At 62.2% G+C, this 21,388-nt stretch carries 18 protein-coding genes; 9 read left to right on the top strand and 9 right to left on the bottom strand.

What is annotated here, in order from left to right:
• Positions 1-27 precede the first annotated feature (27 nt).
• From fmt to KI243_RS00075, 4 genes are read left to right on the top strand one after another with little or no spacing between them, the layout of a single operon-like run.
• On the top strand, positions 28-972 hold the full coding sequence (gene fmt, locus KI243_RS00090) for a methionyl-tRNA formyltransferase (protein WP_042937005.1): 945 nt from the start codon (positions 28-30) through the stop codon (positions 970-972).
• Positions 969-2,279: a 16S rRNA (cytosine(967)-C(5))-methyltransferase RsmB gene (rsmB, locus tag KI243_RS00085; protein ID WP_212810315.1), complete on the top strand. Its 1,311-nt coding sequence runs from the start codon at positions 969-971 to the stop codon at positions 2,277-2,279. Before fmt ends, rsmB begins: the two co-directional genes overlap by 4 nt.
• Positions 2,280-2,301: 22 nt before the next feature.
• Complete coding sequence (trkA, locus tag KI243_RS00080) at positions 2,302-3,675, top strand: Trk system potassium transporter TrkA (RefSeq protein WP_017129267.1); 1,374 nt, start codon at positions 2,302-2,304, stop codon at positions 3,673-3,675.
• Positions 3,676-3,687: 12 nt separating this feature from the next.
• Positions 3,688-4,011 carry a tetratricopeptide repeat protein gene (locus KI243_RS00075; RefSeq protein WP_177107175.1) on the top strand — a complete coding sequence of 108 codons (324 nt, stop codon included), beginning with the start codon at positions 3,688-3,690 and terminating at the stop codon, positions 4,009-4,011.
• Here KI243_RS00075 and KI243_RS00070 read toward each other — a convergent pair.
• The 3 genes from KI243_RS00070 to KI243_RS00060 all read right to left on the bottom strand — a co-directional run bounded on the left by KI243_RS00070 (position 3,998) and on the right by KI243_RS00060 (position 5,804).
• Positions 3,998-4,243, bottom strand: a complete 246-nt coding sequence (locus KI243_RS00070; RefSeq protein ID WP_017129269.1) for a PilZ domain-containing protein — start codon at positions 4,241-4,243, stop codon at positions 3,998-4,000. The genes KI243_RS00075 and KI243_RS00070 overlap by 14 nt on opposite strands.
• Before the next feature lie 76 nt (positions 4,244-4,319).
• Entirely contained in the window at positions 4,320-5,207 is an 888-nt protein-coding gene (locus KI243_RS00065; RefSeq protein WP_017129270.1) for a lysophospholipid acyltransferase, read from the bottom strand.
• Positions 5,208-5,240: 33 nt separating this feature from the next.
• Entirely contained in the window at positions 5,241-5,804 is a 564-nt protein-coding gene (locus tag KI243_RS00060) for a DNA-3-methyladenine glycosylase I (protein ID WP_177107173.1), read from the bottom strand.
• Positions 5,805-5,886: 82 nt separating this feature from the next.
• On the opposite strand from KI243_RS00060, the gene glyQ reads away from it, so the two are divergent.
• The 4 genes from glyQ (at position 5,887) to KI243_RS00040 (ending at position 10,288) form a co-directional block, all read left to right on the top strand.
• The gene (gene glyQ, locus KI243_RS00055; protein ID WP_042937010.1) at positions 5,887-6,840 is read left to right on the top strand and encodes a glycine--tRNA ligase subunit alpha; all 954 of its coding nucleotides are present in this window, start codon (positions 5,887-5,889) and stop codon (positions 6,838-6,840) included.
• On the top strand, positions 6,837-8,891 hold the full coding sequence (gene glyS, locus KI243_RS00050) for a glycine--tRNA ligase subunit beta (RefSeq protein ID WP_177107172.1): 2,055 nt from the start codon (positions 6,837-6,839) through the stop codon (positions 8,889-8,891). Before glyQ ends, glyS begins: the two co-directional genes overlap by 4 nt.
• A gap of 9 nt (positions 8,892-8,900) precedes the next feature.
• Positions 8,901-9,434 carry a D-glycero-beta-D-manno-heptose 1,7-bisphosphate 7-phosphatase gene (gene gmhB, locus KI243_RS00045; protein WP_017129274.1) on the top strand — a complete coding sequence of 178 codons (534 nt, stop codon included), beginning with the start codon at positions 8,901-8,903 and terminating at the stop codon, positions 9,432-9,434.
• Positions 9,435-9,517: 83 nt separating this feature from the next.
• Entirely contained in the window at positions 9,518-10,288 is a 771-nt protein-coding gene (locus tag KI243_RS00040) for a lysophospholipid acyltransferase family protein (RefSeq protein ID WP_177087365.1), read from the top strand.
• Positions 10,289-10,462: 174 nt separating this feature from the next.
• On the opposite strand, the gene KI243_RS00035 is transcribed toward KI243_RS00040, so the two are convergent.
• Together KI243_RS00035 and KI243_RS00030 are read right to left on the bottom strand one after the other, a co-directional pair.
• A complete protein-coding gene (locus tag KI243_RS00035) occupies positions 10,463-12,085 on the bottom strand; it encodes an MFS transporter (RefSeq protein ID WP_212810314.1) in 1,623 nt (540 codons plus the stop codon).
• Positions 12,086-12,185: 100 nt separating this feature from the next.
• Positions 12,186-13,847, bottom strand: a complete 1,662-nt coding sequence (locus KI243_RS00030; RefSeq protein ID WP_177087362.1) for a GMC family oxidoreductase N-terminal domain-containing protein — start codon at positions 13,845-13,847, stop codon at positions 12,186-12,188.
• Positions 13,848-13,982: 135 nt separating this feature from the next.
• Between KI243_RS00030 and KI243_RS00025 the strand changes: the two genes are divergently transcribed.
• Positions 13,983-14,870, top strand: coding sequence for a LysR family transcriptional regulator (locus tag KI243_RS00025; protein WP_017129279.1), 888 nt, complete (start codon positions 13,983-13,985; stop codon positions 14,868-14,870).
• A 97-nt stretch (positions 14,871-14,967) separates the two neighbouring features.
• On the opposite strand, the gene gyrB is transcribed toward KI243_RS00025, so the two are convergent.
• Genes gyrB through dnaA form a run of 4 tightly spaced genes read right to left on the bottom strand, consistent with a single transcriptional unit; the run spans position 14,968 to position 21,188 of the window.
• Positions 14,968-17,385, bottom strand: coding sequence for a DNA topoisomerase (ATP-hydrolyzing) subunit B (gyrB, locus tag KI243_RS00020; RefSeq protein WP_177087360.1), 2,418 nt, complete (start codon positions 17,383-17,385; stop codon positions 14,968-14,970).
• 4 nt (positions 17,386-17,389) lie between these two features.
• Positions 17,390-18,493: a DNA replication/repair protein RecF gene (recF, locus tag KI243_RS00015; protein WP_017129281.1), complete on the bottom strand. Its 1,104-nt coding sequence runs from the start codon at positions 18,491-18,493 to the stop codon at positions 17,390-17,392.
• Between the two features lie 35 nt (positions 18,494-18,528).
• The gene (gene dnaN, locus KI243_RS00010) at positions 18,529-19,632 is read right to left on the bottom strand and encodes a DNA polymerase III subunit beta (RefSeq protein WP_017129282.1); all 1,104 of its coding nucleotides are present in this window, start codon (positions 19,630-19,632) and stop codon (positions 18,529-18,531) included.
• A 38-nt stretch (positions 19,633-19,670) separates the two neighbouring features.
• Positions 19,671-21,188: a chromosomal replication initiator protein DnaA gene (dnaA, locus tag KI243_RS00005; RefSeq protein WP_042937012.1), complete on the bottom strand. Its 1,518-nt coding sequence runs from the start codon at positions 21,186-21,188 to the stop codon at positions 19,671-19,673.
• Positions 21,189-21,388: the final 200 nt, after the last annotated feature.

Genomic DNA, 21,388 nt, shown 5'->3' with positions numbered 1-21,388 from the left:
CTTTTCTTTTTCAAGCGAGCTTTATCTATGACTGAGCCATTGCGCATCGTCTTTGCCGGCACCCCCGAGTTCGCCGCCGAACACCTCAAGGCCCTGCTCGACAGCCCTTACGAGATCGTCGCGGTCTACACCCAGCCGGACCGTCCGGCCGGGCGCGGGCAGAAGCTGATGCCGAGCCCGGTCAAGCAACTTGCCCTGGAACACGGCATCGCCGTGCTGCAGCCGCCGACCCTGCGCAACGCCGACGCCCAGGCCGAACTGGCGGCACTTGAGCCGGACCTGATGGTGGTGGTCGCCTATGGTCTGATCCTGCCGCAGGTGGTGCTGGATATCCCGCGCCTGGGTTGCATCAACAGCCACGCCTCGCTGCTGCCGCGCTGGCGCGGTGCCGCGCCGATCCAGCGCGCGGTGGAAGCCGGCGACCGCGAAAGCGGCGTGACCGTGATGCGCATGGAAGCCGGACTCGACACCGGGCCGATGCTGCTCAAGACCGTCACCCCGATCAGCGCCGAAGACACCGGTGGCAGCCTGCATGATCGCCTGGCCGAACTCGGCCCGCCGGCGGTCCTGCAAGCCATCGCCGGCCTGGCCGCCGGAACCCTCGACGGTGAAGTCCAGGACGACAGCCTGGCCACCTACGCCCACAAGCTGAACAAGGACGAGGCGCGCATCGACTGGAGCCGTCCGGCGGTCGAGCTGGAACGACTCGTTCGCGCCTTCAATCCCTGGCCGGTGTGCCACAGCAGCCTCAACGGCGAAGCGGTGAAGGTCCTCGCCGCCAGCGTCGCCGAAGGCCAGGGCCGGCCGGGTGAAATCCTCGCCGCCAGCAAGGACGGCCTGATCGTCGCCACGGGTGCCGCCGCCCTGTGCCTGACCCGCCTGCAACTGCCCGGCGGCAAGGCCCTGAACTTCAGCGATCTGTTCAACAGCCGCCGCGAGAAATTCGCCCTCGGCACGGTGTTCGGCCAATGAATCCGCGTCTGGCCGCCGCCAAGGCCCTGACCGCCGTGCTCAACGGCAAGGCCTCGCTCAACAGTTCGTTGCCGCTGCAACTGGACAAGGTCGAGGCCCGCGACCGTGGCCTGACCCAGGACCTGGCGTTCGGCACCGCCCGCTGGCAGCCTCGGCTGTCGGCGCTGGCGCTGAAGCTGCTGCAGAAACCCTTCAAGGCCGCTGACGCCGATGTCGAGGCGCTGCTGCTGGTCGGTCTCTACCAGTTGCTCTATACCCGCATCCCGGCCCACGCCGCCATTGGCGAAACCGTCGGCTGCGCGGAAAAACTGAAGAAGCCCTGGGCCAAGGCCCTGCTCAACGCCGTACTGCGTCGCGCGCAAAGGGAGAGCGAAGCGTTGCTGGCCGAGCTGGAACACGACCCGGTGGTGCGTACCGCCCACCCGCGCTGGCTGCAGAAATCCCTGAAGGCCTTCTGGCCCGAGCAGTGGGAAGCCATCTGCGCGGCGAACAACGCCCACCCGCCGATGATCCTGCGGGTCAACCGCCGTCACCACAGCCGCGATGCCTACCTCAAGCTGCTGGCCGATGCCGCGGTCGCCGCCCAGCCTTGCGACTATAGCCGCGACGGCATCGTCCTCGACGAAGCCTGCGACGTGCGCAACCTGCCGGGCTTTGCCGAAGGCTGGATCAGTGTCCAGGACGAAGCCGCGCAACTGGCCGCCGACCTGCTGGACCTGGCCCCCGGCCAACGGGTACTGGATGCCTGCTGCGCTCCTGGCGGCAAGACCTGCCATATCCTCGAAGCCGAGCCGCGACTGGCCGGTGTGGTCGCCGTCGACCTGGAGGCCAAGCGCCTGGTACGGGTGCGCGAGAACCTCGAGCGCCTGGGCCTGGCCGCCGAGCTGATCGCCGCCGATGGCCGGGACACCGCGACCTGGTGGGATGGCAAGCCGTTCCAGCGGATCCTCCTGGATGCGCCATGCTCGGCCACCGGGGTGATCCGTCGCCATCCGGATATCAAGCTGACCCGCCAACCCGACGACATCGCCGCCCTGGCCGCCCTGCAAGGCGAGCTGCTGGACGCGATGTGGACGACCCTCGACGTCGGCGGCATCCTGCTCTATGCCACCTGCTCGACCTTGCCGACGGAAAACACCGAGGTGATCGCAGCGTTCCTGGCCCGCACCTCCGGGGCCCGCGAGCTGGATATCGCCGGTCCGTTCGGCATCAGGCAGCCCCACGGTCGCCAACTGCTGGCCCAGGAAGGCGGCCACGATGGTTTCTACTACGCCAAACTGATCAAGATCGCTGCCGCGCGCGGCTAACCGGGTTGAACGGAGTCATCCGATGAAAATCATCATTCTCGGCGCGGGACAGGTCGGCGGCACCCTGGCCGAGCACCTGGCCAGCGAAGCCAACGACATCACCGTGGTCGACACTGACGGCGAGCGCCTGCGCGACCTCGGCGACCGCCTGGATATCCGTACCGTCCAGGGCCGTGCCTCGTTCCCGACGATCCTGCGCCAGGCCGGCGCGGATGACGCCGACATGCTGGTGGCGGTGACCAACAGCGACGAGACCAATATGGTCGCCTGCCAGGTCGCCCACACCCTGTTCCACACCCCGACCAAGATCGCCCGGGTGCGCGAGGCCGCCTACCTGACCCGCGCCGGCCTGTTCGACAACGACGCGATCCCGGTGGACGTACTGATCAGCCCCGAACAGGTGGTCACCCACTACATCAAGCGCCTGATCGAATACCCCGGCGCCTTGCAGGTGATCGACTTCGCCGAGGGCAAGGCCCAGCTGGTGGCGGTCAAGGCCTACTACGGCGGGCCGCTGGTGGGCCAGCAACTGCGCCAGTTGCGCGCGCACATGCCGAATGTCGACACCCGGGTGGCGGCGATCTTCCGTCGCGACCGGCCGATCATGCCCAAGGGCGATACGGTGATCGAAGCCGATGACGAGGTGTTCTTCATCGCCGCCAAGGCGCATATCCGGGCGGTGATGAGCGAAATGCGCCGGCTCGACGAGAGCTACAAGCGCATCGTCATCGCCGGCGGCGGGCAGATCGGCGAGCGCCTGGCCGAAGCGATCGAAAGCCGCTACCAGGTGAAGATCATCGAGATGAACGCGGCACGCTGCCGTCATCTGTCCGATACTCTCGACAGCACGGTGGTCCTGCAGGGCAGCGCTTCGGACCGCGACCTGCTGATGGAAGAGAACATCAACGACGCCGACCTGTTCCTGGCCCTGACCAACGACGACGAGGCCAATATCATGTCGTCGCTGCTGGCCAAGCGCATGGGGGCGAAGAAGGTGATGACCATCATCAACAACCCGGCCTATGTCGACCTGATCCAGGGCGGCGATATCGACATCGCCATCAGCCCGCAACTGGCGACCATCGGCACCCTGCTCGCTCACGTACGGCGGGGCGATATCGTCAGCGTGCACTCGTTGCGCCGGGGCGCGGCGGAAGCCATCGAGGCGATTGCCCATGGCGACGCGAAGTCGAGCAAGGTGATCGGCCGGGCCATCGAAGATATCGCGCTGCCGCCCGGAACCACCATCGGGGCGATCATCCGCGACGAAGAAGTGCTGATCGCCCATGACGATACGGTGATCCAGGCCGGCGACCACGTGATCCTGTTCCTTGTGGACAAGAAACATATCCGCGATGTGGAAAAGCTGTTCCACGTCGGCCTGAGTTTTTTCTGAAGGGAGGCACCGATGCTCGAATCACTGGAAAAAATGCTCGCCAAGGGTGTGGATAACTCGTTGCTGCGCTTCGGCCTGGGCAAGGGTTACCTGGATCTTGGCGACAACGCCAGGGCCGCCGAGCACCTGCAACGCTGCGTGACCTTCGATCCGAAATACTCCGCCGCCTGGAAACTGCTGGGCAAGGCCCATCAGGCCGCCGGCGACACCGACGCCGCGAAACAGGCTTGGGAACAGGGACTGGACGCCGCCCGCGCCCATGGCGACAAGCAGGCGGAAAAGGAAATGACGGTGTTCCTGAAAAAGCTGGAAAAGGCCGCGCTCAAAGATCGATGAAGCGCAGGCCGATGCCCTCGGCGTCGACCCGGATCACTTCCATGCGAATACGCGGCGCGGCCACCGGCAAGTCCTGCACCTGGCCATAGACCACCGTCCCGGTCGGCAGGCGCGACAGGCCCGGGTGCTGCACGTACACACCCTTGCTGGAAAGATTGCGCGTCTGCCCCAGGCATTCGCCAATGCTCGGGTGCTGGATCTTGATACGCAGGTAATTCTTGTTATCGGACATCTATTGCGCCCTTGGATAAAGCCGCTGTGGATAAATCACTGGCGATTTTATCCACAGATCATGCCAATGAGGTGTTTCAGTACCAGCGTTGTTCGCCCGCCGGACGCTTCTTGAAGCGCTTCATGCTCCACATGTACTGGCTCGGATAGGCCCGCACATAACGCTCGACGACCTGGCTCATGGCCGCCGCCGAAGTCTCTGTATCGGCGCTGTACATGGCTTCTGGAGCCGCTTCGAGAATCACCTTGAAACCCGAACCGTCGGGCAGGCGCAGCGCATGCAGGAACACTCCGACCGCCTTGCCGCCGGCGAGCATGTTCGGCACGAACTTGCTGGTCAGGGCCATGGTGCCCAGGAAAGGCACGAAGATCCCGGCGGATTCGGCCGGTTCCGGGTCGGCGGGGATGCCCACCGCACCACCTTTGCGCACTTCCTTGATGACGCTGAGGATGCCTTCCTTGGTCGAGGCCGCCACCCGGTTGCCCAGTTGCACCCGCTGTTTGCGCAGCAGCTCATCGACCGCCTTGAGCTTGGGCGGGCGGTAGAAGATGATCGGTTTGCACTGGTTGCAGTAGAAGTGATTGAGCACTTCCCAGTTGCCCAGGTGGCTGGTGATGCCGACCACGCCCTTGCCCGAGGCCAGGGCGTCCCTGAGCACGTCGAGGCCTTCGACTTCGCGCACCAGGTCGATGGAACGCTGGGCCGGCCAGATCCAGGCACAGGCGCTTTCGGTCAGGGACTTGCCGATATCCTTGAGGCTCTGTCCGACCAGTTGCTCGCGGGCCACCGGGTCGAGCTCGGGGAAACACTTCGCCAGATTGATCCGCACCACTTCGCGGGAACGGTTGGGCAGCTTCCACATCAGCCAGCCGATGGCCGCGCCGACACGCTGCACGGCACGCCAGGGCAGCATCGCGAACAACCGCAACGCCCCCACCAGCATGGCGCCTTTAAACTTTTCCACAGGTCACTCCCGGTGTGCTCACTCGTCAGCCGGCTATTGTAGCCGTGGCACGGCCAGCGCGGCATAGCTATGACAATCGGTGGTGTGGTCCATGACCATCCCCGAGGCCTGCATGAAGGCGTAGCAGATGGTCGGGCCGACAAAGCTGAAGCCGAGCTTCTTCAGGGCCTTGCTCATGGCTTCGGCCTCGGGCGTGACGGCCGGGACCTCGCTGCGATCCCTGAAGTGGTGAATCCGCGGCAGGCCGCCGACAAACGACCAGAGCAGGGCCACCGGGTCCTTCGTCTGCAACCAGGCCCGGGCGTTGCGCCGGGCCGCGTTGAGCTTCAGGCGATTGCGCACGATGCCCGGGTCGAGCATCAGGGTCTCGATGTAGTCGTCGCTCATTTGCGCGATTTCGCGCACGTCGAAGCCGAACAGGACCTTGCGATAGTGCTCGCGTTTTCTCAGGATCGTGATCCACGAAAGCCCGGCCTGGAACCCTTCGAGCAAAAGCAACTCGAACAATCGCTGCTCGTCGCGCAGCGGTACGCCCCACTCCTGATCGTGATAGTCCATGTACAAAGGCTCGTCGTTGCACCAAAAGCAGCGTGGCATAAGGCTCCAAGGGGGTGGAGGCGCGACCGAATCGGGTATACTCCCGCCTTTTAAATCGCAGCCCAAGTAACAGGTGAATTTCGTGAGCCAGCCTACGCCAGCCGTGCGTACCTTCCAAGACTTGATCCTCGCCCTCCAGCAATACTGGGCTGAGCAAGGTTGTGTGGTACTTCAGCCCTACGATATGGAAGTAGGCGCCGGCACTTTTCATACCGCCACGTTCCTGCGTGCCATCGGCCCGGAAACCTGGAACGCCGCCTACGTACAACCCAGCCGCCGCCCGACTGACGGCCGCTACGGCGAAAACCCGAACCGCCTGCAGCACTACTACCAGTTCCAGGTGGTCCTGAAGCCGAACCCGGAAAACTTCCAGGAACTGTACCTGGGCTCCCTCAAGCGCGTCGGCCTCGACCCGCTGGTGCACGACATCCGTTTCGTCGAAGACAACTGGGAATCGCCGACCCTCGGCGCCTGGGGCCTGGGCTGGGAAGTCTGGCTCAACGGCATGGAAGTCACCCAGTTCACCTACTTCCAGCAGGCGGGCGGCATCGAGTGCTACCCAGTCACCGGCGAAATCACCTACGGCCTCGAACGTCTGGCGATGTACCTGCAGGGCGTCGATTCGGTCTACGACCTGGTCTGGGCCGACGGTCCGTTCGGCAAGGTGACCTATGGCGATGTGTTCCACCAGAACGAAGTGGAGCAATCGACCTACAACTTCGAACACGCCAACGTCGAGAAGCTGTTCGAACTGTTCGATTTCTATGAAAGCGAAGCCAAGCGCCTGATCGAACTGGATCAGCCGCTGCCGTTGCCGAGCTATGAAATGGTCCTCAAGGCCTCGCACACCTTCAACCTGCTGGACGCGCGCCGGGCCATCTCGGTGACCGCACGCCAGCAGTACATCCTGCGTGTGCGCACCCTGGCGCGTTCCGTCGCCCAAGCCTACCTGCTGGCACGCGCCAAGCTCGGCTTCCCGATGGCAACCCCGGACCTGCGTGATGAAGTGTTGGCTAAGTTGGAGGCAGCACAATGAGTGCGCAAGATTTTCTGGTAGAACTGGGCACTGAAGAACTGCCACCCAAGGCCCTCAATACCCTCGCCGAGGCGTTCCTCGCCGGGATCGAAAAAGGCCTGCAGAGCGCCGGCCTGAGCTTCGAAGCCAAGCAGGTCTACGCCGCGCCACGGCGCCTGGCCGTCTTGCTGACCCAGTTGCAGACCCAGCAACCGGACCGCAGCATCAACCTCGACGGCCCGCCACGCCAGGCCGCCTTCGATGCCGAAGGCAACCCGACCCAGGCCGCCCTGGGCTTCGCCAAGAAGTGCGGCGTCGAGCTGAGCGAAATCGACCAGAGCGGGCCGAAGCTGCGCTACAGCCAGAACATCCCCGGCAAACCGACCGCCAGCCTGCTGCCGACCATCGTCGAAGACTCGCTGAACGACCTGCCGATTCCCAAGCGCATGCGCTGGGCCGCGCGCAAGGAAGAGTTCGTCCGTCCGACCCAATGGCTGGTGATGCTGCTCGGTGACCAGGTCATCGACTGCACCATCCTCGCCCAGAAGGCCGGTCGCGATTCCCGTGGCCACCGTTTCCATCATCCGCAAAGCGTGCGTATCGGTTCGCCGGCCAGCTACCTCGACGACCTGCGCGGCGCCTACGTGCTGGCCGACGCCAACGAGCGTCGCGAGCTGATCAGCAAGCGTACCGCGGAGCTGGCGACCCTGCAGGAAGGCACCGCCATCGTGCCGCCGGCTCTGCTGGACGAAGTCACCGCCCTGGTCGAATGGCCGGTGCCGCTGGTGTGCTCGTTCGAAGAGCGTTTCCTCGACGTGCCCCAGGAAGCCCTGATCACCACCATGCAGGACAACCAGAAGTACTTCTGCCTGCTGGACGTCGATGGCAAGCTGCTGCCGCGTTTCATCACGGTCGCCAACATCGAGAGCAAGGACCCGCAGCAGATCATCGCCGGCAACGAGAAAGTCGTACGCCCGCGCCTGACCGACGCCGAGTTCTTCTTCAAGCAGGACAAGAAGCAGAAGCTCGCCGACTTCAACCTGCGCCTGCAGAACGTGGTGTTCCAGGAGAAGCTGGGCAGCGTCTACGACAAGGCCGAGCGCGTCTCGAAACTGGCCGCCTTCATCGCCCCACGGATCGGCGGCGACGCCCAGCGCGCGGCCCGTGCCGGCCTGCTGTCCAAGTGCGACCTGGCGACCGAGATGGTCGGCGAGTTCCCGGAGATGCAAGGTATCGCCGGCTACTACTACGCCCTCAATGACGGCGAGCCGGAAGACGTCGCCCTGGCCCTGAACGAGCAGTACATGCCGCGTGGTGCCGGTGCCGAACTGCCGACCACCCTGACCGGTGCGGCCGTGGCGATCGCCGACAAGCTCGACACCCTGGTGGGCATCTTCGGTATCGGCATGCTGCCGACCGGTAGCAAGGACCCCTATGCCCTGCGCCGTGCCGCCCTGGGCGTGCTGCGAATCCTGATCGACAAGAAGCTCGACCTCGACCTGATCGAAACCGTGGCCTTCGCGGTCAGCGCTTTCGGTGCCAAGGTCAAGGCCGCCGGCCTCTCGGAACAGGTGCTGGAATTCATCTTCGACCGCCTGCGTGCCCGTTACGAAGACGAAGGCGTGGACGTCGCGACCTACCTGTCGGTACGTGCCCTGAAGCCGGGTTCGGCCCTGGACTTCGACCAGCGCGTGCAAGCGGTGCAGAAATTCCGCCAGTTGCCGGAAGCCGCAGCCCTGGCCGCCGTGAACAAGCGCGTATCGAACCTGCTGAGCAAGGCCGAAGGCAACATCCCGACGACCGTCGAGGCGAAGTACTTCGACAACGCCAACGAGTTCTCGCTGTACTCGGCGATCCAGCAAGCGGACCAGGCTGTCCAGCCGATGGCCGCGGCGCGCCAGTACAACGAATCGCTGGCCCGCCTGGCCGCCTTGCGCGAGCCGGTGGACGCGTTCTTCGAAGCGGTGATGGTCAATGCCGACGACGCCAATGTGCGGGCCAACCGCTACGCGCTGCTGGCACGCCTGCGGGGCCTGTTCCTCGGCGTCGCCGACATTTCGCTGCTGGGCTGAGGACAGGTCTTGAAGCTGCTGATTCTCGATCGGGACGGAGTGATCAATCACGACTCCGACGCTTACATCAAGTCGCTGGAGGAGTGGATTCCACTCCCCGGCTCGATCGAGGCCATCGCGCAACTGAGCCGGGCCGGCTGGACGGTAGCCGTCGCTACCAACCAGTCCGGCATCGCTCGCGGTTACTACGATCTCGCGACCCTGGACGCCATGCACGAGCGCCTGCGTTCGTTGGTGGCGCAACAGGGTGGCGAGCTCGGCCTGGTGGTGTACTGTCCCCATGGTCCGGACGAGGGCTGCGATTGCCGCAAGCCCAAGCCGGGCATGCTCAGGACCATCGCCGCGCATTACGGCGTCGATCTGTCTAGGCTATGGTTTGTCGGAGACAGCCTGGGTGACTTGGAAGCCGCCAGCGCCGTCGATTGTCAGCCAGTTTTGGTTAAAACCGGTAAAGGCGAGAAGACACTGGGGAAAACCCTGCCGGTGGGCACTTTGATTTTTGACGATCTGGCGGCGGTTGCCGCTGAACTTATCCACAATTAGCGCTTCTCTGACTTCCTGACCAAGGACTGTTCGGGGGTGCACTTATTAACAGGCGGGCAGTGCCCGCAACGGTAAATGCCGCTATGTCGATCCTGCAGGCCATCAGAACCTTTTTCTTTTACCTGCTGCTGGGCACCAGTTCGCTGCTGTGGTGCTCCCTGAGCTTTTTTATCGCCCCGTTCCTGCCGTTCAAGGCACGTTATCGCTTCATCAACGTGTACTGGTGCCGCTGCGCCCTGTGGCTGACCAAAGTCTTCCTGGGCATCACGGTCGAGATCAAGGGTGCCGAGAATGTGCCCGAGCGCCCTTGCGTGATCCTGTCGAATCACCAGAGCACCTGGGAGACCTTCTTCCTGTCGGCCTATTTCTCACCGTTGAGCCAGGTGCTCAAGCGTGAACTGCTCTATGTGCCGTTCTTCGGCTGGGCCATGGCCATGCTGCGGCCGATCGCCATTGACCGCGACAACCCGAAGGCGGCGCTCAAGCACGTGGCGAAGAAGGGCGATGAACTGCTCAAGGACAACGTCTGGGTGCTGATCTTCCCGGAAGGCACCCGCGTGCCCTTCGGTACTGTCGGCAAGTTTTCCCGCGGCGGTACGGCGCTGGCGGTCAACGCCGAGCTGCCGGTGCTGCCGATTGCCCACAATGCCGGCAAGTTCTGGCCGAAGACCGGCTGGGCGAAAAAGTCCGGCACCATCACCGTGGTGATCGGTGCCCCGATGTTCGCCGAAGGCAGCGGCCCACGGGCCATTGCCGAGTTGAACGACCGGGTCCAGGCCTGGAACGAGAACACCCAGCGCGAGATGGGTTCATTACCGCCACACGCGGTGGCGGAAACGCCGAGCGCGGCCTGACGGTTTTGTGGATAACTTGTGCACAAGATTTGGATTTCTTCCGAAAAAATGTCGTAAGTAGCTGATTTAGCTACTTATTTCTCGGTATGACTTTTCAACCAAAATCGTGCATAAGTTTTTCTCGGCGATAAAAAAACCGGCGTTAATGCCGGTTTTTTCATGCCTGCGAAAACCTCAGACCTTATCGATATCCACATCCCGGGTTTCTTTCAGGCAGAACAGCCCGACCACCAGGCTGATCCCGGTTACCAGCACCGGATACCAGAGCCCGTAGAAGATATTCCCGGTGTAGACCACCAGCGCAAACGACACGGTGGGCAGGAATCCGCCGAACCAGCCGTTTCCGATATGGTAGGGCAGCGACATCGAGGTGTAGCGGATCCGGGTCGGGAACAATTCGACCATCACCGCCGCCAGCGGGCCATAGGTCATGGTGGCGATCAGGATCAGCAGCACGATCAGCAGGACCACCATCGGTTCGTTCACCGACCCGGCGTCAGCCTTGGCCGGATAGCCGGCCTGGGTAATTGCCGCGCGCATGGCCGCTTCGTCGAAGCCGTTGATCTTATGCTCGCCCACCGCAACCGTCACCGTCGAACCCGGCGCCGCGGCCTGGGAGTCATACGGAAGGCCCTGTTTGACCAGGAAGGTCTTGACCTTGTCGCAGGGGCTGTCGAAACGGGCCTTGCCCACGGGATCGAATTGGAAGGTGCAACCGGCCGGATCGGCCATCACGACGATGGGCGCCTGCCGGCTGGCGGCATCCACCTGCGGGTTGGCGTAGTGACTCAGCGCCTTGAACAGCGGGAAGTAGCAGACTGTCGCCAGCAGCAGGCCGAGCATCAGGATCGGCTTGCGCCCGACCTTGTCCGAGAGCCAGCCGAACAGCACGAAGAACGGCGCGCCGATCACCACGCTGATAATCAGCAGCGTGTTGGCCTGGGTCGGGTCCATCTTGAGCATCTGCGTCATGAAGAACATCACGTAGAACTGGGCGGTGTAGAAGGTCACCGCCTGCCCGGCGTTGATGCTGAACAGCGCGGTCAGGACGATCTTCAGGTTCGGCCAGGAACCGAAGGACTCGCGGATCGGCGATTTGCTGACCTTGCCCTGGGCCTTCATTTTCACGAAGGCCGGCGACTCGTGCATGCTCAGGCGGATCCAGGTGGAGATTGCCAGCAGGAAGATCGACAGCAGGAACGGCAGGCGCCAGCCCCAGACTTCGAACTGATCGCCACTGATGTAGCGGCTGGCCAGGACCACCAGCAACGACAGGAGCAGGCCGAGGGTCGCGGTGGACTGGATCCAGCCGGTGTGGAAACCGCGCTTGCCGGCCGGCGCGTGCTCGGCCACATAGGTCGCGGCACCGCCGTATTCACCGCCCAGCGCCAGGCCCTGGAGCATGCGCAACAGCACCAGGATGATCGGCGCGGCGATGCCGATGGTGGTGTAGGTGGGCAACAGGCCGACGGCGAAGGTCGACAGGCCCATCAGGATGATGGTCATGAGGAAGGTGTATTTGCGCCCGATCATGTCCCCCAGCCGACCGAACACCAGCGCGCCGAACGGTCGCACCAGGAAGCCGGCGGCAAAGGCCATCAGGGCGAAGATAAACGCAGTGGTGTCGTTGACCCCGGCAAAGAACTGCTTGCTGATCACCGCCGCCAGGGCGCCATAGAGAAAAAAGTCATACCACTCGAAAACGGTCCCGAGGGATGACGCAAAAATGATCTTTCGTTCTTCCTTGCCCGTGCTGGCAGCCACCGGCGTTGACTGTTGCTCGATATAGTCCGACATGCGTTATGTCCTCGGCCTTGTGGGCCACAGTGATTATTGTTGTTGTTCCACTGTGAATTCCGGCTGACTGCCACCGGAATCCTGATCCCGATCGCCTCGTTCAGGCGGTCGGTAGTGCGGTTTCACGGGTGATGCCCAATCCTCCTTCATCGGTCGCCTGGCGACTTTGCAGAATCATCTGCGCGGCTTTTTCAGCGATCATCACCGTCGGCGAGCAGGTATTGCCGGAGGTGATCTGCGGCATGATCGAGGCATCCGCCACGCGCAATCCGGGTACGCCATGCACCCTCAACCGGGAGTCGACGACGTCCTGCGGACCGTTACCCATGCGGCAGGTGCCGACGGGGTGGAAGATGGTGGTGCCGATCTTCGCGGCGGCCTCGTAGAGTTGTTCTTCACTTTGCAGGGACGCGCCGGGCAGGTACTCCTCGGGCTTGAACACGCGCAGAGCAGGGGAGTCGACAATGCGCCGGGTCAGGCGAATGGCTTCGGCGGCGACCTTCAGGTCTTCGGGATCGCTGAGGTAGTTGGGATCGATCAGCGGTGCGTCGTCCGGGTTGGCCGAGCGGATATCGATGCGGCCGCGACTCAGCGGACGCAGATTGCAGACCGAGGCGGTGAAGGCCGGGAAGCGGTGCAGCGGCTCGCCGAAACGCTCCAGCGACAATGGCTGCACGTGATATTGCAGGTTGGCCGAAGGTTGCTCCGGGTTCGATTTCACGAAGGCTCCCAGCTGGCTCGGCGCCATCGCCAGCGGGCCACTGCGGTCATAGAGATAACGCAGGCCCATGCCGGCCTTGCCCCACAGGCTGTTGGCCACCTGGTTGAGGGTGCGGGCATTGCTGAGCTTGTAGATCAGCCGCAGTTGCAGGTGGTCCTGCAGGTTGCCGCCTACGCCCGGCAGTTCGTGGCGTACGCCAATCCCGAGGTTTTCCAGCAGCGGCCGCGGACCGATGCCGGAGCGTTGCAGGATCCCCGGAGATCCGACCGAGCCGGCACAGAGAATGATTTCCCGGCGGGCCGGGAACAAGTGTTCCTCACCTTGCCACCGTGCCAGGACCGCCGTCGCCCGACCATTTTCCAGGCTGACCCGGTCGACCTGCACGCCCGTCAGGATGGTCAGGTTGGGGCGCTTGAGCACCGGTCGCAGAAACGCCTTGGCCGAATTCCAGCGCACGCCGGAACGCTGGTTGACCTGGAAATATCCACAGCCCTGGTTATCCCCGGCGTTGAAATCGCTGACGCTGGCAATGCCGTTTTCAGCGGCAGCGTCACGGAAGGCGTCGAGGATCGGCCAGGAATAGCGTTGCTGTTCCACCCGCCATTCGCCCTGGTCGCTGTGGAATTCGCCGGCACCGCCGAAGTGGTTTTCGCTGTGCTTGAACAGCGGCAGCACATCTTTCCAGGCCCAGCCCGGATTGCCTTGTTCGGCCCAGCGATCATAGTCGCCGGCCTGGCCGCGCATATAGATCATGCCGTTGATGGACGAGCTGCCACCGAGCACCTTGCCCCGTGGGTAGCTCAGGCTGCGACCTTGCAGGCCAGGCTGGGACTCGGTCTTGAAGCACCAGTCGGTGCGTGGATTGCCGATGCAGAACAGGTAGCCGACCGGGATATGAATCCACGGGTAGTTATCCTGGCCGCCGGCTTCGAGCAGCAGCACATTGTTCTGCGGGTCGGCGGACAGCCGGTTGGCCAGCACGCAGCCAGCGGGTCCGGCACCGACGATCACATAGTCGTAAGGCAAATGGGCAGATGGCATCAGCGACCTCGCCGTTTATTGTTCTTGTATCAGCTCATGTTATTGATTAATTTCGAGATGAAAACGTTCGTTTTTGCGCAAGTGCTGTGCGTTTTCAAGCAAGGCAAGTGAACCCGACGATTCACAAGGAGCCCTATGTTTGACTGGAACGACCTGCGATTTTTCCTCGAACTACAGCGTAGCGGACGTTTGCTGACCGCGGCAAAACGGCTGAATACCACCCACAGCACCGTCGCCCGGCATATCGAAACCATCGAGCAGAGCCTGGGCACCGCGTTGTTCGTCCAGCACGCCCAGGGTTATGAACTGACGCCTTCGGGCCAGGCTTTGCTCAAGCACGCCGAGGCCATGGAGAACGTCGCGTTGCTGGCCCAGGAGGAAATCACCCAGGCCATCGCGCCGCTGGGCAAGATTCGCCTGGGCGTGACCGAAGGCATCGGCATCATGTTTCTCACTTCGCGCATGGGCGGCCTGTTCGAGCGTTACCCCGGACTGGAAGTCGAACTGGTGGCGGTGCCACGCTTCGTCAGCATCCTCAACCGCGAAGCCGAGATCAGCATCCACCTCGACCGGCCCCACGCCGATATGCTGATCACCCGCAAGCTCACCGACTATCGCCTGGCCCTCTATGCCAGCCCGGCGTACCTGGCCCGGGCACCGCGCCTGGCGAATCGCGACGACCTCTCGCAACACCAGTGGATCGGCTATGTCGACGACCTGCTGTTCAGCCAGGAGCTGCTGTTTCTCGACGACTTCTGCCGCTCGCCGAACGTGACCTTCCGCAGCACCAGCGTGATTGCCCAGCAGATCGCCGCACGGGCCGGCCTGGGCATCGCGGTGCTGCCCAACTACATGGCCAAGGACGATCCTGAACTGGTGCGCATACTGCCCCAGGAGACGATCCAGCGCAGTTACTGGATGAGCACCCGCAGGGAACTGCACAAATCGGTGCGGCTGAGGGTGGTTTGGGATTTCTTGTTGGCGTTGTGCGCGAAAGAGCAGGATGTCCTGTTGGCCAATTAAAGTCCCGGGCCACAGGGCAGGGGGTTATTCAACAGCCAATAAAAAACTCCCCGGACCGTCGGGACCGGGGAGTTTCTCTTGCAGCCAGGCTACCTGATCAGAAGTCCAGGTTGGACACCGCCAACGCGTTGCTTTCGATGAAGTCGCGGCGGGGTTCTACCGCGTCGCCCATCAGGGTGTTGAAGATCTGGTCGGCGCCGATGGCGTCTTCGATCGTCACTTTCAGCATGCGACGGACCGCCGGATCCATGGTGGTTTCCCAGAGCTGATCCGGGTTCATTTCACCCAGCCCTTTATAGCGCTGGATCGTGTGGCGCTTGGTGCTTTCAGCCATCAGCCAGTCCAGGGCTTCCTTGAACTCGGTCACGGCTTTCTTGCGTTCACCACGCTGGATGTAGGCGCCTTCGTCGAGCAGGGTGCTCAGTTGCGCGCCCAGGGTCACCACGGTCTTGTAGTCGTTGCTGCCGAAGAAGTCGCGGTTGAAGGTGACGTAGTTCGACAGGCCGTGGGAAATCAGTTCGACTTCCGGCAGCCAGACATTACGTTCACGGTCTTCACGCAGGCTGGCCTTGTAGACCAGGCCGGACTTCTCGTTCAGGCGCAGGCGGACTTCATACTTGGCCAGCCATTCCTGCATCGCCGCGTGATCGCCCAACTGCTCCAGGCTCACCGCCGGCAGGTAGATGAAGTGCTCGGTCAGTTCCTGCGGGTACAGGCGCGACAGGCGCTTGAGGGTCTTCATCACCATGCGGAAGTCGTTCACCAGGCGCTCCAGCGCCTCGCCGGAAATCCCCGGGGCATCTTCGTTCAGGTGCAGGCTCGCATCTTCCAGGGCCGACTGCGTCATGTACTCTTCCATGGCGTCGTCGTCCTTGATGTACTGCTCCTGCTTGCCTTTCTTCACCTTGTACAACGGTGGCTGGGCGATGTAGATGTAGCCACGCTCGATCAGCTCCGGCAACTGGCGGAAGAAGAAGGTCAGCAGCAGGGTACGGATGTGCGAACCGTCGACGTCAGCATCGGTCATGATGATGATGTTGTGATAACGCAGCTTCTCGATGTTGTACTCTTCGCGCCCGATACCGCAGCCCAGTGCGGTGATCAGCGTGCCCACTTCCTGGGACGAGATCATCTTGTCGAAACGGGCTTTCTCGACGTTGAGGATCTTGCCCTTCAACGGCAGGATCGCCTGGGTACGACGGTTGCGACCCTGCTTGGCGGAACCGCCAGCAGAGTCACCTTCCACCAGGTACAGTTCGGAAAGGGCAGGGTCCTTTTCCTGGCAGTCGGCCAGTTTGCCCGGCAGGCCAGCGATATCCAGCGCACCTTTGCGGCGGGTCATCTCACGGGCTTTACGCGCCGCTTCACGGGCACGGGCGGCATCGATCATCTTGCCGACCACCAGCTTGGCTTCGTTCGGATTCTCCAGCAGGAAGTCGGAGAAATACTTGCCCATTTCCTGTTCGACCGCGGTCTTCACTTCGGAAGAAACCAGCTTGTCCTTGGTCTGGGAGCTGAACTTCGGATCCGGCACTTTCACCGAAATGATCGCGGTCAGGCCTTCACGGGCATCGTCACCGGTGGTGGCGACCTTGTGCTTCTTCGCCAGACCTTCCTGTTCGATGTAGTTGTTCAGGTTACGGGTCAGTGCGGAACGGAAACCCACCAGGTGAGTACCGCCGTCGCGCTGCGGGATGTTGTTGGTGAAGCACAACAGGTTCTCGTTGAAGCTGTCGTTCCACTGCAGGGCGATTTCCACGCCGATGCCGTCTTCACGCTGGATGTTGAAGTGGAACACCTGGTTGACCGCAGTCTTGTTGGTGTTCAGGTATTCAACGAACGCACGCAGGCCGCCTTCGTACTTGAACAACTCTTCCTTGCCGCTGCGCTCGTCCTTGAGGACGATGCCGACACCGGAGTTGAGGAAGGACAGTTCGCGAATCCGCTTGGCCAGGATGTCCCAGCTGAAATGGATGTTCTTGAAGGTTTCGCCGGAAGCCTTGAAGTGAATCTGGGTACCGGTGGTTTCGCTCTCGCCGACGATTTTCATCGGTTCCTGAGGCACACCGTGGACGTAGGTCTGTTCCCAGATCTTGCCGCTGCGACGTACGGTCAGCACCAGCAGTTCGGACAGCGCGTTCACCACCGACACACCCACGCCGTGCAGACCGCCGGATACCTTGTAGGAGTTGTCGTCGAACTTACCGCCGGCGTGCAGCACGGTCATGATGACCTCGGCCGCGGAAACGCCTTCTTCCTTGTGCACGTCGACCGGAATGCCGCGACCGTTGTCGCGTACGGTGATCGACTCATCCGGGTGGATGATGATGCTGATGTCGTCGCAATGACCGGCCAGTGCTTCGTCGATGGAGTTATCGACCACCTCGAACACCATGTGGTGCAGACCGCTGCCATCATCGGTGTCGCCAATGTACATACCGGGACGTTTGCGTACGGCATCCAAACCTTTCAGCACTTTGATGCTGGTCGAGTCGTACGTATTTTCTTCGCTCATGCCTTCACTCCCGATGGTCGTGGGTCTGGGTGATACAGCCTTGTTCCACGTGGAACAAAGCGACTGGCGTTTCCGTCTGCCAGCCTTCCCTCAATAATTCGTGGTCTACACAGGTGATAAAGACCTGGCAGCGTAAGTCTTCAAGCAAGCGACACAGTGCGCGACGGTGTTGCTCGTCCAGCTCGGACGGCAAGTCATCCACCAGATAAATACATTGGCCGCGCCGGGCCTGACTGACCAGGTGCCCCTGAGCAATACGCAATGCACAGACCACCAATTTCTGCTGACCCCGCGACAGGATGTCCGCGGCATTATGTGCACCCAATCGGAGGCGCAAATCAGCTCGTTGTGGTCCGGCCTGGGTATGACCCATTTGCTGGTCCCGATGCAGGGACGAGGCGAGCACTGCACTCAGCTCTTTGTCCTTGTCCCAACCACGGTAATAGCTAAGCGTTAAGCCCTCGAGTTCGACTAGCTCGCTCAAGGTCTGCTCAAAGACTGGTTTCAAGGCTTTGATATAAGCGCGGCGGTATTCATCGATTTCGGCGCTGGCCAGGCACAATTCCCGGTCCCAGGCCGCTTGCGAAGCGGCGTCAAGTGTACCATGCCGCAGCCACGAGTTCCGCTGCCGCAGGGCCTTCTGCAGGCGCTGCCAGGTCGACATGAATCGTGGTTCCACGTGGAACACTCCCCAGTCGAGGAACTGTCGACGAATCTTCGGCGCGCCTTCCAGCAGGCGAAAGCTGTCCGGGTTGATCAGTTGCAGCGGCAGGATCTCCGCCAGCTGCGCCGCGCTCTTGGCGTTCTGGCCGTCGATGCGGATCTGGAATTCACCCTGGCGATCACGGGATATCCCCAACGCGCTGTGTCCACCCTCGGCCAGCTCGACCTGGCCAAATACCGTGCAGGCGAGTTGCTCGTACTGGATCACCGGCAACAGGCGGGTACTACGGAACGAACGGGCAAGCCCCAGCAAGTGGATGGCTTCCAGCACGCTGGTTTTTCCGCTGCCGTTGGCACCGTAAAGGATATTGATACGCGGGGAGGGAGAGAAGGTCACCGGGTGCAGGTTGCGCACCGCGGTGACCGAAACACGACTGAGGGACATCTAGCGTGTGCTGGACATGGAGAGGCGAGGCACCGTTACAGACGCATCGGCATGACGACGTAGGCCGAGTCGTCGTTATCCGATTCCTGGACCAGCGCACTGCTGTTGGAGTCGGACAGGATCAGGCGAACCTGCTCGGTGGTCATCACGCCCAGCACATCCAGCAGGTAGCTGACGTTGAAGCCGATTTCCAGGGAGCCGCCGTTGTAGTCGACGCCCACTTCTTCTTCGGCTTCTTCCTGCTCCGGGTTGTTGGCCTGGATCTTCAGCTGACCATTGGCCAGTTGCAGACGGATACCGCGGTACTTCTCGTTGGACAGGATCGCGGTACGGCTGAACGCTTCGCGCAGCGCCTGACGATCGCCCAGCACCAGCTTGTCGCCACCTTTGGGCAGCACGCGCTCGTAGTCCGGGAACTTGCCGTCGACCAGCTTCGAGGTGAAGGTGAACTCACCGGTGGTGGCGCGAATGTGGTGTTGGCCCAGCACGATGCTGACATTGCCTTCCGGTTCGGTCAGCAGGCGCGCCAGTTCAAGAATACCCTTGCGTGGCACGATCACCTGGTGACGGTCGGGCTGACCGATATCGGCCTGCATCGAGCACATTGCCAGACGGTGGCCGTCGGTGGCCACGGCACGGATCACCCCGGCAGAGACCTCGAGCAGCATGCCGTTGAGGTAGTAGCGCACGTCCTGCTGGGCCATGGCAAAGCTGGTGCGCTCGATCAGGCGGCGCAGCTTGCTTTGATCCAGGCTGCAGGTCAGCGAGCCCGGGCCTTCTTCCACGGTCGGGAAATCGTTGGCCGGCAGGGTCGACAGGGTGAAGCGGCTACGGCCGGCCTTCACCACCAGTTTCTGCTCGTCGACCTTGATGTCGATCAGGGCGTCGTTCGGCAAGCTTTTGCAGATATCCATCAGCTTGCGCGCCGGCACGGTGATTTCCCCCGGCTCGGCGGGTTCCTCGAGCTGGACGCGACCGACCAGCTCGACTTCCAGGTCGGTACCGGTCAGCGACAGTTGCTGGCCTTCGACGACCAGCAGCACATTGGAGAGCACCGGCAAGGTCTGGCGGCGCTCGACGACGCCTGCGACCAGTTGCAGGGGTTTCAACAGGGCTTCGCGTTGAATGGTGAAATGCATGGTCTAGTCCCTTGCCTTAGTAAGCTGCGCTGCAGTTCTCAAGTGGTCAGTGTACGCAGCAGGTTCTTGTAGTCCTCGCGGATGTCCGCGTCGGATTCCTTAAGTTCGTTGATCTTGCGGCATGCATGCAAGACCGTAGTATGGTCGCGTCCGCCAAAGACATCACCAATTTCAGGCAGGCTGTGGTTGGTCAGTTCCTTGGACAGGGCCATCGCGACCTGACGCGGACGTGCCACCGAGCGCGAGCGGCGCTTGGACAGCAGGTCGGAAATCTTGATCTTGTAGTACTCGGCCACGGTGCGCTGGATGTTATCCACAGACACCAGCTTGTCCTGCAGTGCCAGCAGATCCTTCAGCGATTCGCGAATCAGCTCGATGGTGATATCGCGACCCATGAAGTGCGAGTGGGCGATCACCCGTTTCAGGGCGCCCTCGAGTTCACGGACGTTGGAACGGATACGCTGGGCGATGAAGAACGCCGCATCGTGAGGCAGTTCGACCTTGGCCTGGTCGGCCTTCTTCATCAGGATCGCGACGCGGGTTTCCAGTTCCGGCGGCTCGACCGCTACCGTCAGGCCCCAGCCGAAGCGCGATTTCAGGCGCTCTTCCAGCCCTTCGATTTCCTTCGGATAGCGGTCACTGGTGAGAATCACCTGCTGACCGCCCTCGAGCAGGGCGTTGAAGGTGTGGAAAAACTCTTCCTGGGAACGTTCCTTGCGGGCGAAGAATTGAATGTCGTCGATCAGCAGGGCGTCCACCGAACGGTAGAAACGCTTGAATTCATTGATGGCGTTGAGTTGCAGCGCCTTGACCATGTCCGCGACGAAACGCTCCGAATGCAGGTAGACCACCTTGGCATTCGGGTTCTTCTTTAATAGATGGTTACCCACGGCGTGCATCAAGTGGGTCTTACCCAGGCCGACGCCGCCATACAGGAACAGCGGGTTGTAGCCGTGCTTGGGGTTGTCCGCCACCTGCCAGGCCGCGGCGCGGGCCAGCTGGTTGGACTTACCCTCGACGAAGTTCTCGAAGGTGAAGGTACGGTTCAGGTAGCTGGTGTGCTTGAGCGCACCTTCGACCTGGACAGTCCGTTGCTCCGAACGCACCGGGGCCTGCTGCGAGCTGGCGCCGGCCATGGGGTCGAAACTGTCGCGGGACGGTTCTTCGCTGACTTCGACCACCGGTTTCTGCGCCGGGGCAGGTTGTGCCGGTGTGGCCGCGGGTGTTGGTGCCGGAGCGGCACTGGCCGCCATGGCCTGGGAGGCGGCAGCGGCCAATGGTGCATTGGGAGCCGCCCGTGGAGCGGAACTGCGCTTGCTGCCTATTAATAAGGAAAGGGCAGGCGCCAGGCCATTGCCATGCTCGTTCAACAGTTCGAGCAAACGTCCCAGGTACTTTTCATTCACCCAGTCGAGCACAAAACGGTTCGGTGCATAGACACGCAACTCGTCGCCTTCGGCTTCGACCTGTAGTGGACGGATCCAGGTGTTGAATTGCTGGGCAGGCAGCTCATCACGCAGAAGCTCCACGCACTGCTGCCAAAGTTCCACTGACACGGATATCCCCTAAGTTGAAAGCCGGTGAGGCAAAAACAAGCGGCCATTGTACCGGCAGGCAGAGCACTTATCCACACGTCGATTGAAGGGAGAACCCAAGGAATCAACATCTTATCTGTGAACAAAGCGACAAATGGTATGTGCATAAGCTCTGTGGATAACCGCCCTTGAGGTCGTTGCACAAGTGGGGTCGAAAGTCT

This window comes from Pseudomonas sp. Ost2, assembly GCF_018326065.1.
GTDB classification, from domain to species: Bacteria; Pseudomonadota; Gammaproteobacteria; order Pseudomonadales; family Pseudomonadaceae; genus Aquipseudomonas; species Aquipseudomonas gingeri.
Note: the sequence above shows the minus strand (reverse complement) of the source record. Positions and strands in the feature narration are given on the sequence as shown.

Coding starts and splice junctions, on each gene's coding strand:
- fmt (WP_042937005.1), top strand. CDS start 28: ATGACTGAGCCATTGCGCATCGTCTTTGCCGGCACCCCCGAGTTCGCC.
- rsmB (WP_212810315.1), top strand. CDS start 969: ATGAATCCGCGTCTGGCCGCCGCCAAGGCCCTGACCGCCGTGCTCAAC.
- trkA (WP_017129267.1), top strand. CDS start 2,302: ATGAAAATCATCATTCTCGGCGCGGGACAGGTCGGCGGCACCCTGGCC.
- KI243_RS00075 (WP_177107175.1), top strand. CDS start 3,688: ATGCTCGAATCACTGGAAAAAATGCTCGCCAAGGGTGTGGATAACTCG.
- KI243_RS00070 (WP_017129269.1), bottom strand. CDS start 4,243: ATGTCCGATAACAAGAATTACCTGCGTATCAAGATCCAGCACCCGAGC.
- KI243_RS00060 (WP_177107173.1), bottom strand. CDS start 5,804: ATGCCACGCTGCTTTTGGTGCAACGACGAGCCTTTGTACATGGACTAT.
- glyS (WP_177107172.1), top strand. CDS start 6,837: ATGAGTGCGCAAGATTTTCTGGTAGAACTGGGCACTGAAGAACTGCCA.
- KI243_RS00040 (WP_177087365.1), top strand. CDS start 9,518: ATGTCGATCCTGCAGGCCATCAGAACCTTTTTCTTTTACCTGCTGCTG.
- KI243_RS00035 (WP_212810314.1), bottom strand. CDS start 12,085: ATGTCGGACTATATCGAGCAACAGTCAACGCCGGTGGCTGCCAGCACG.
- KI243_RS00030 (WP_177087362.1), bottom strand. CDS start 13,847: ATGCCATCTGCCCATTTGCCTTACGACTATGTGATCGTCGGTGCCGGA.
- KI243_RS00025 (WP_017129279.1), top strand. CDS start 13,983: ATGTTTGACTGGAACGACCTGCGATTTTTCCTCGAACTACAGCGTAGC.
- gyrB (WP_177087360.1), bottom strand. CDS start 17,385: ATGAGCGAAGAAAATACGTACGACTCGACCAGCATCAAAGTGCTGAAA.
- recF (WP_017129281.1), bottom strand. CDS start 18,493: ATGTCCCTCAGTCGTGTTTCGGTCACCGCGGTGCGCAACCTGCACCCG.
- dnaN (WP_017129282.1), bottom strand. CDS start 19,632: ATGCATTTCACCATTCAACGCGAAGCCCTGTTGAAACCCCTGCAACTG.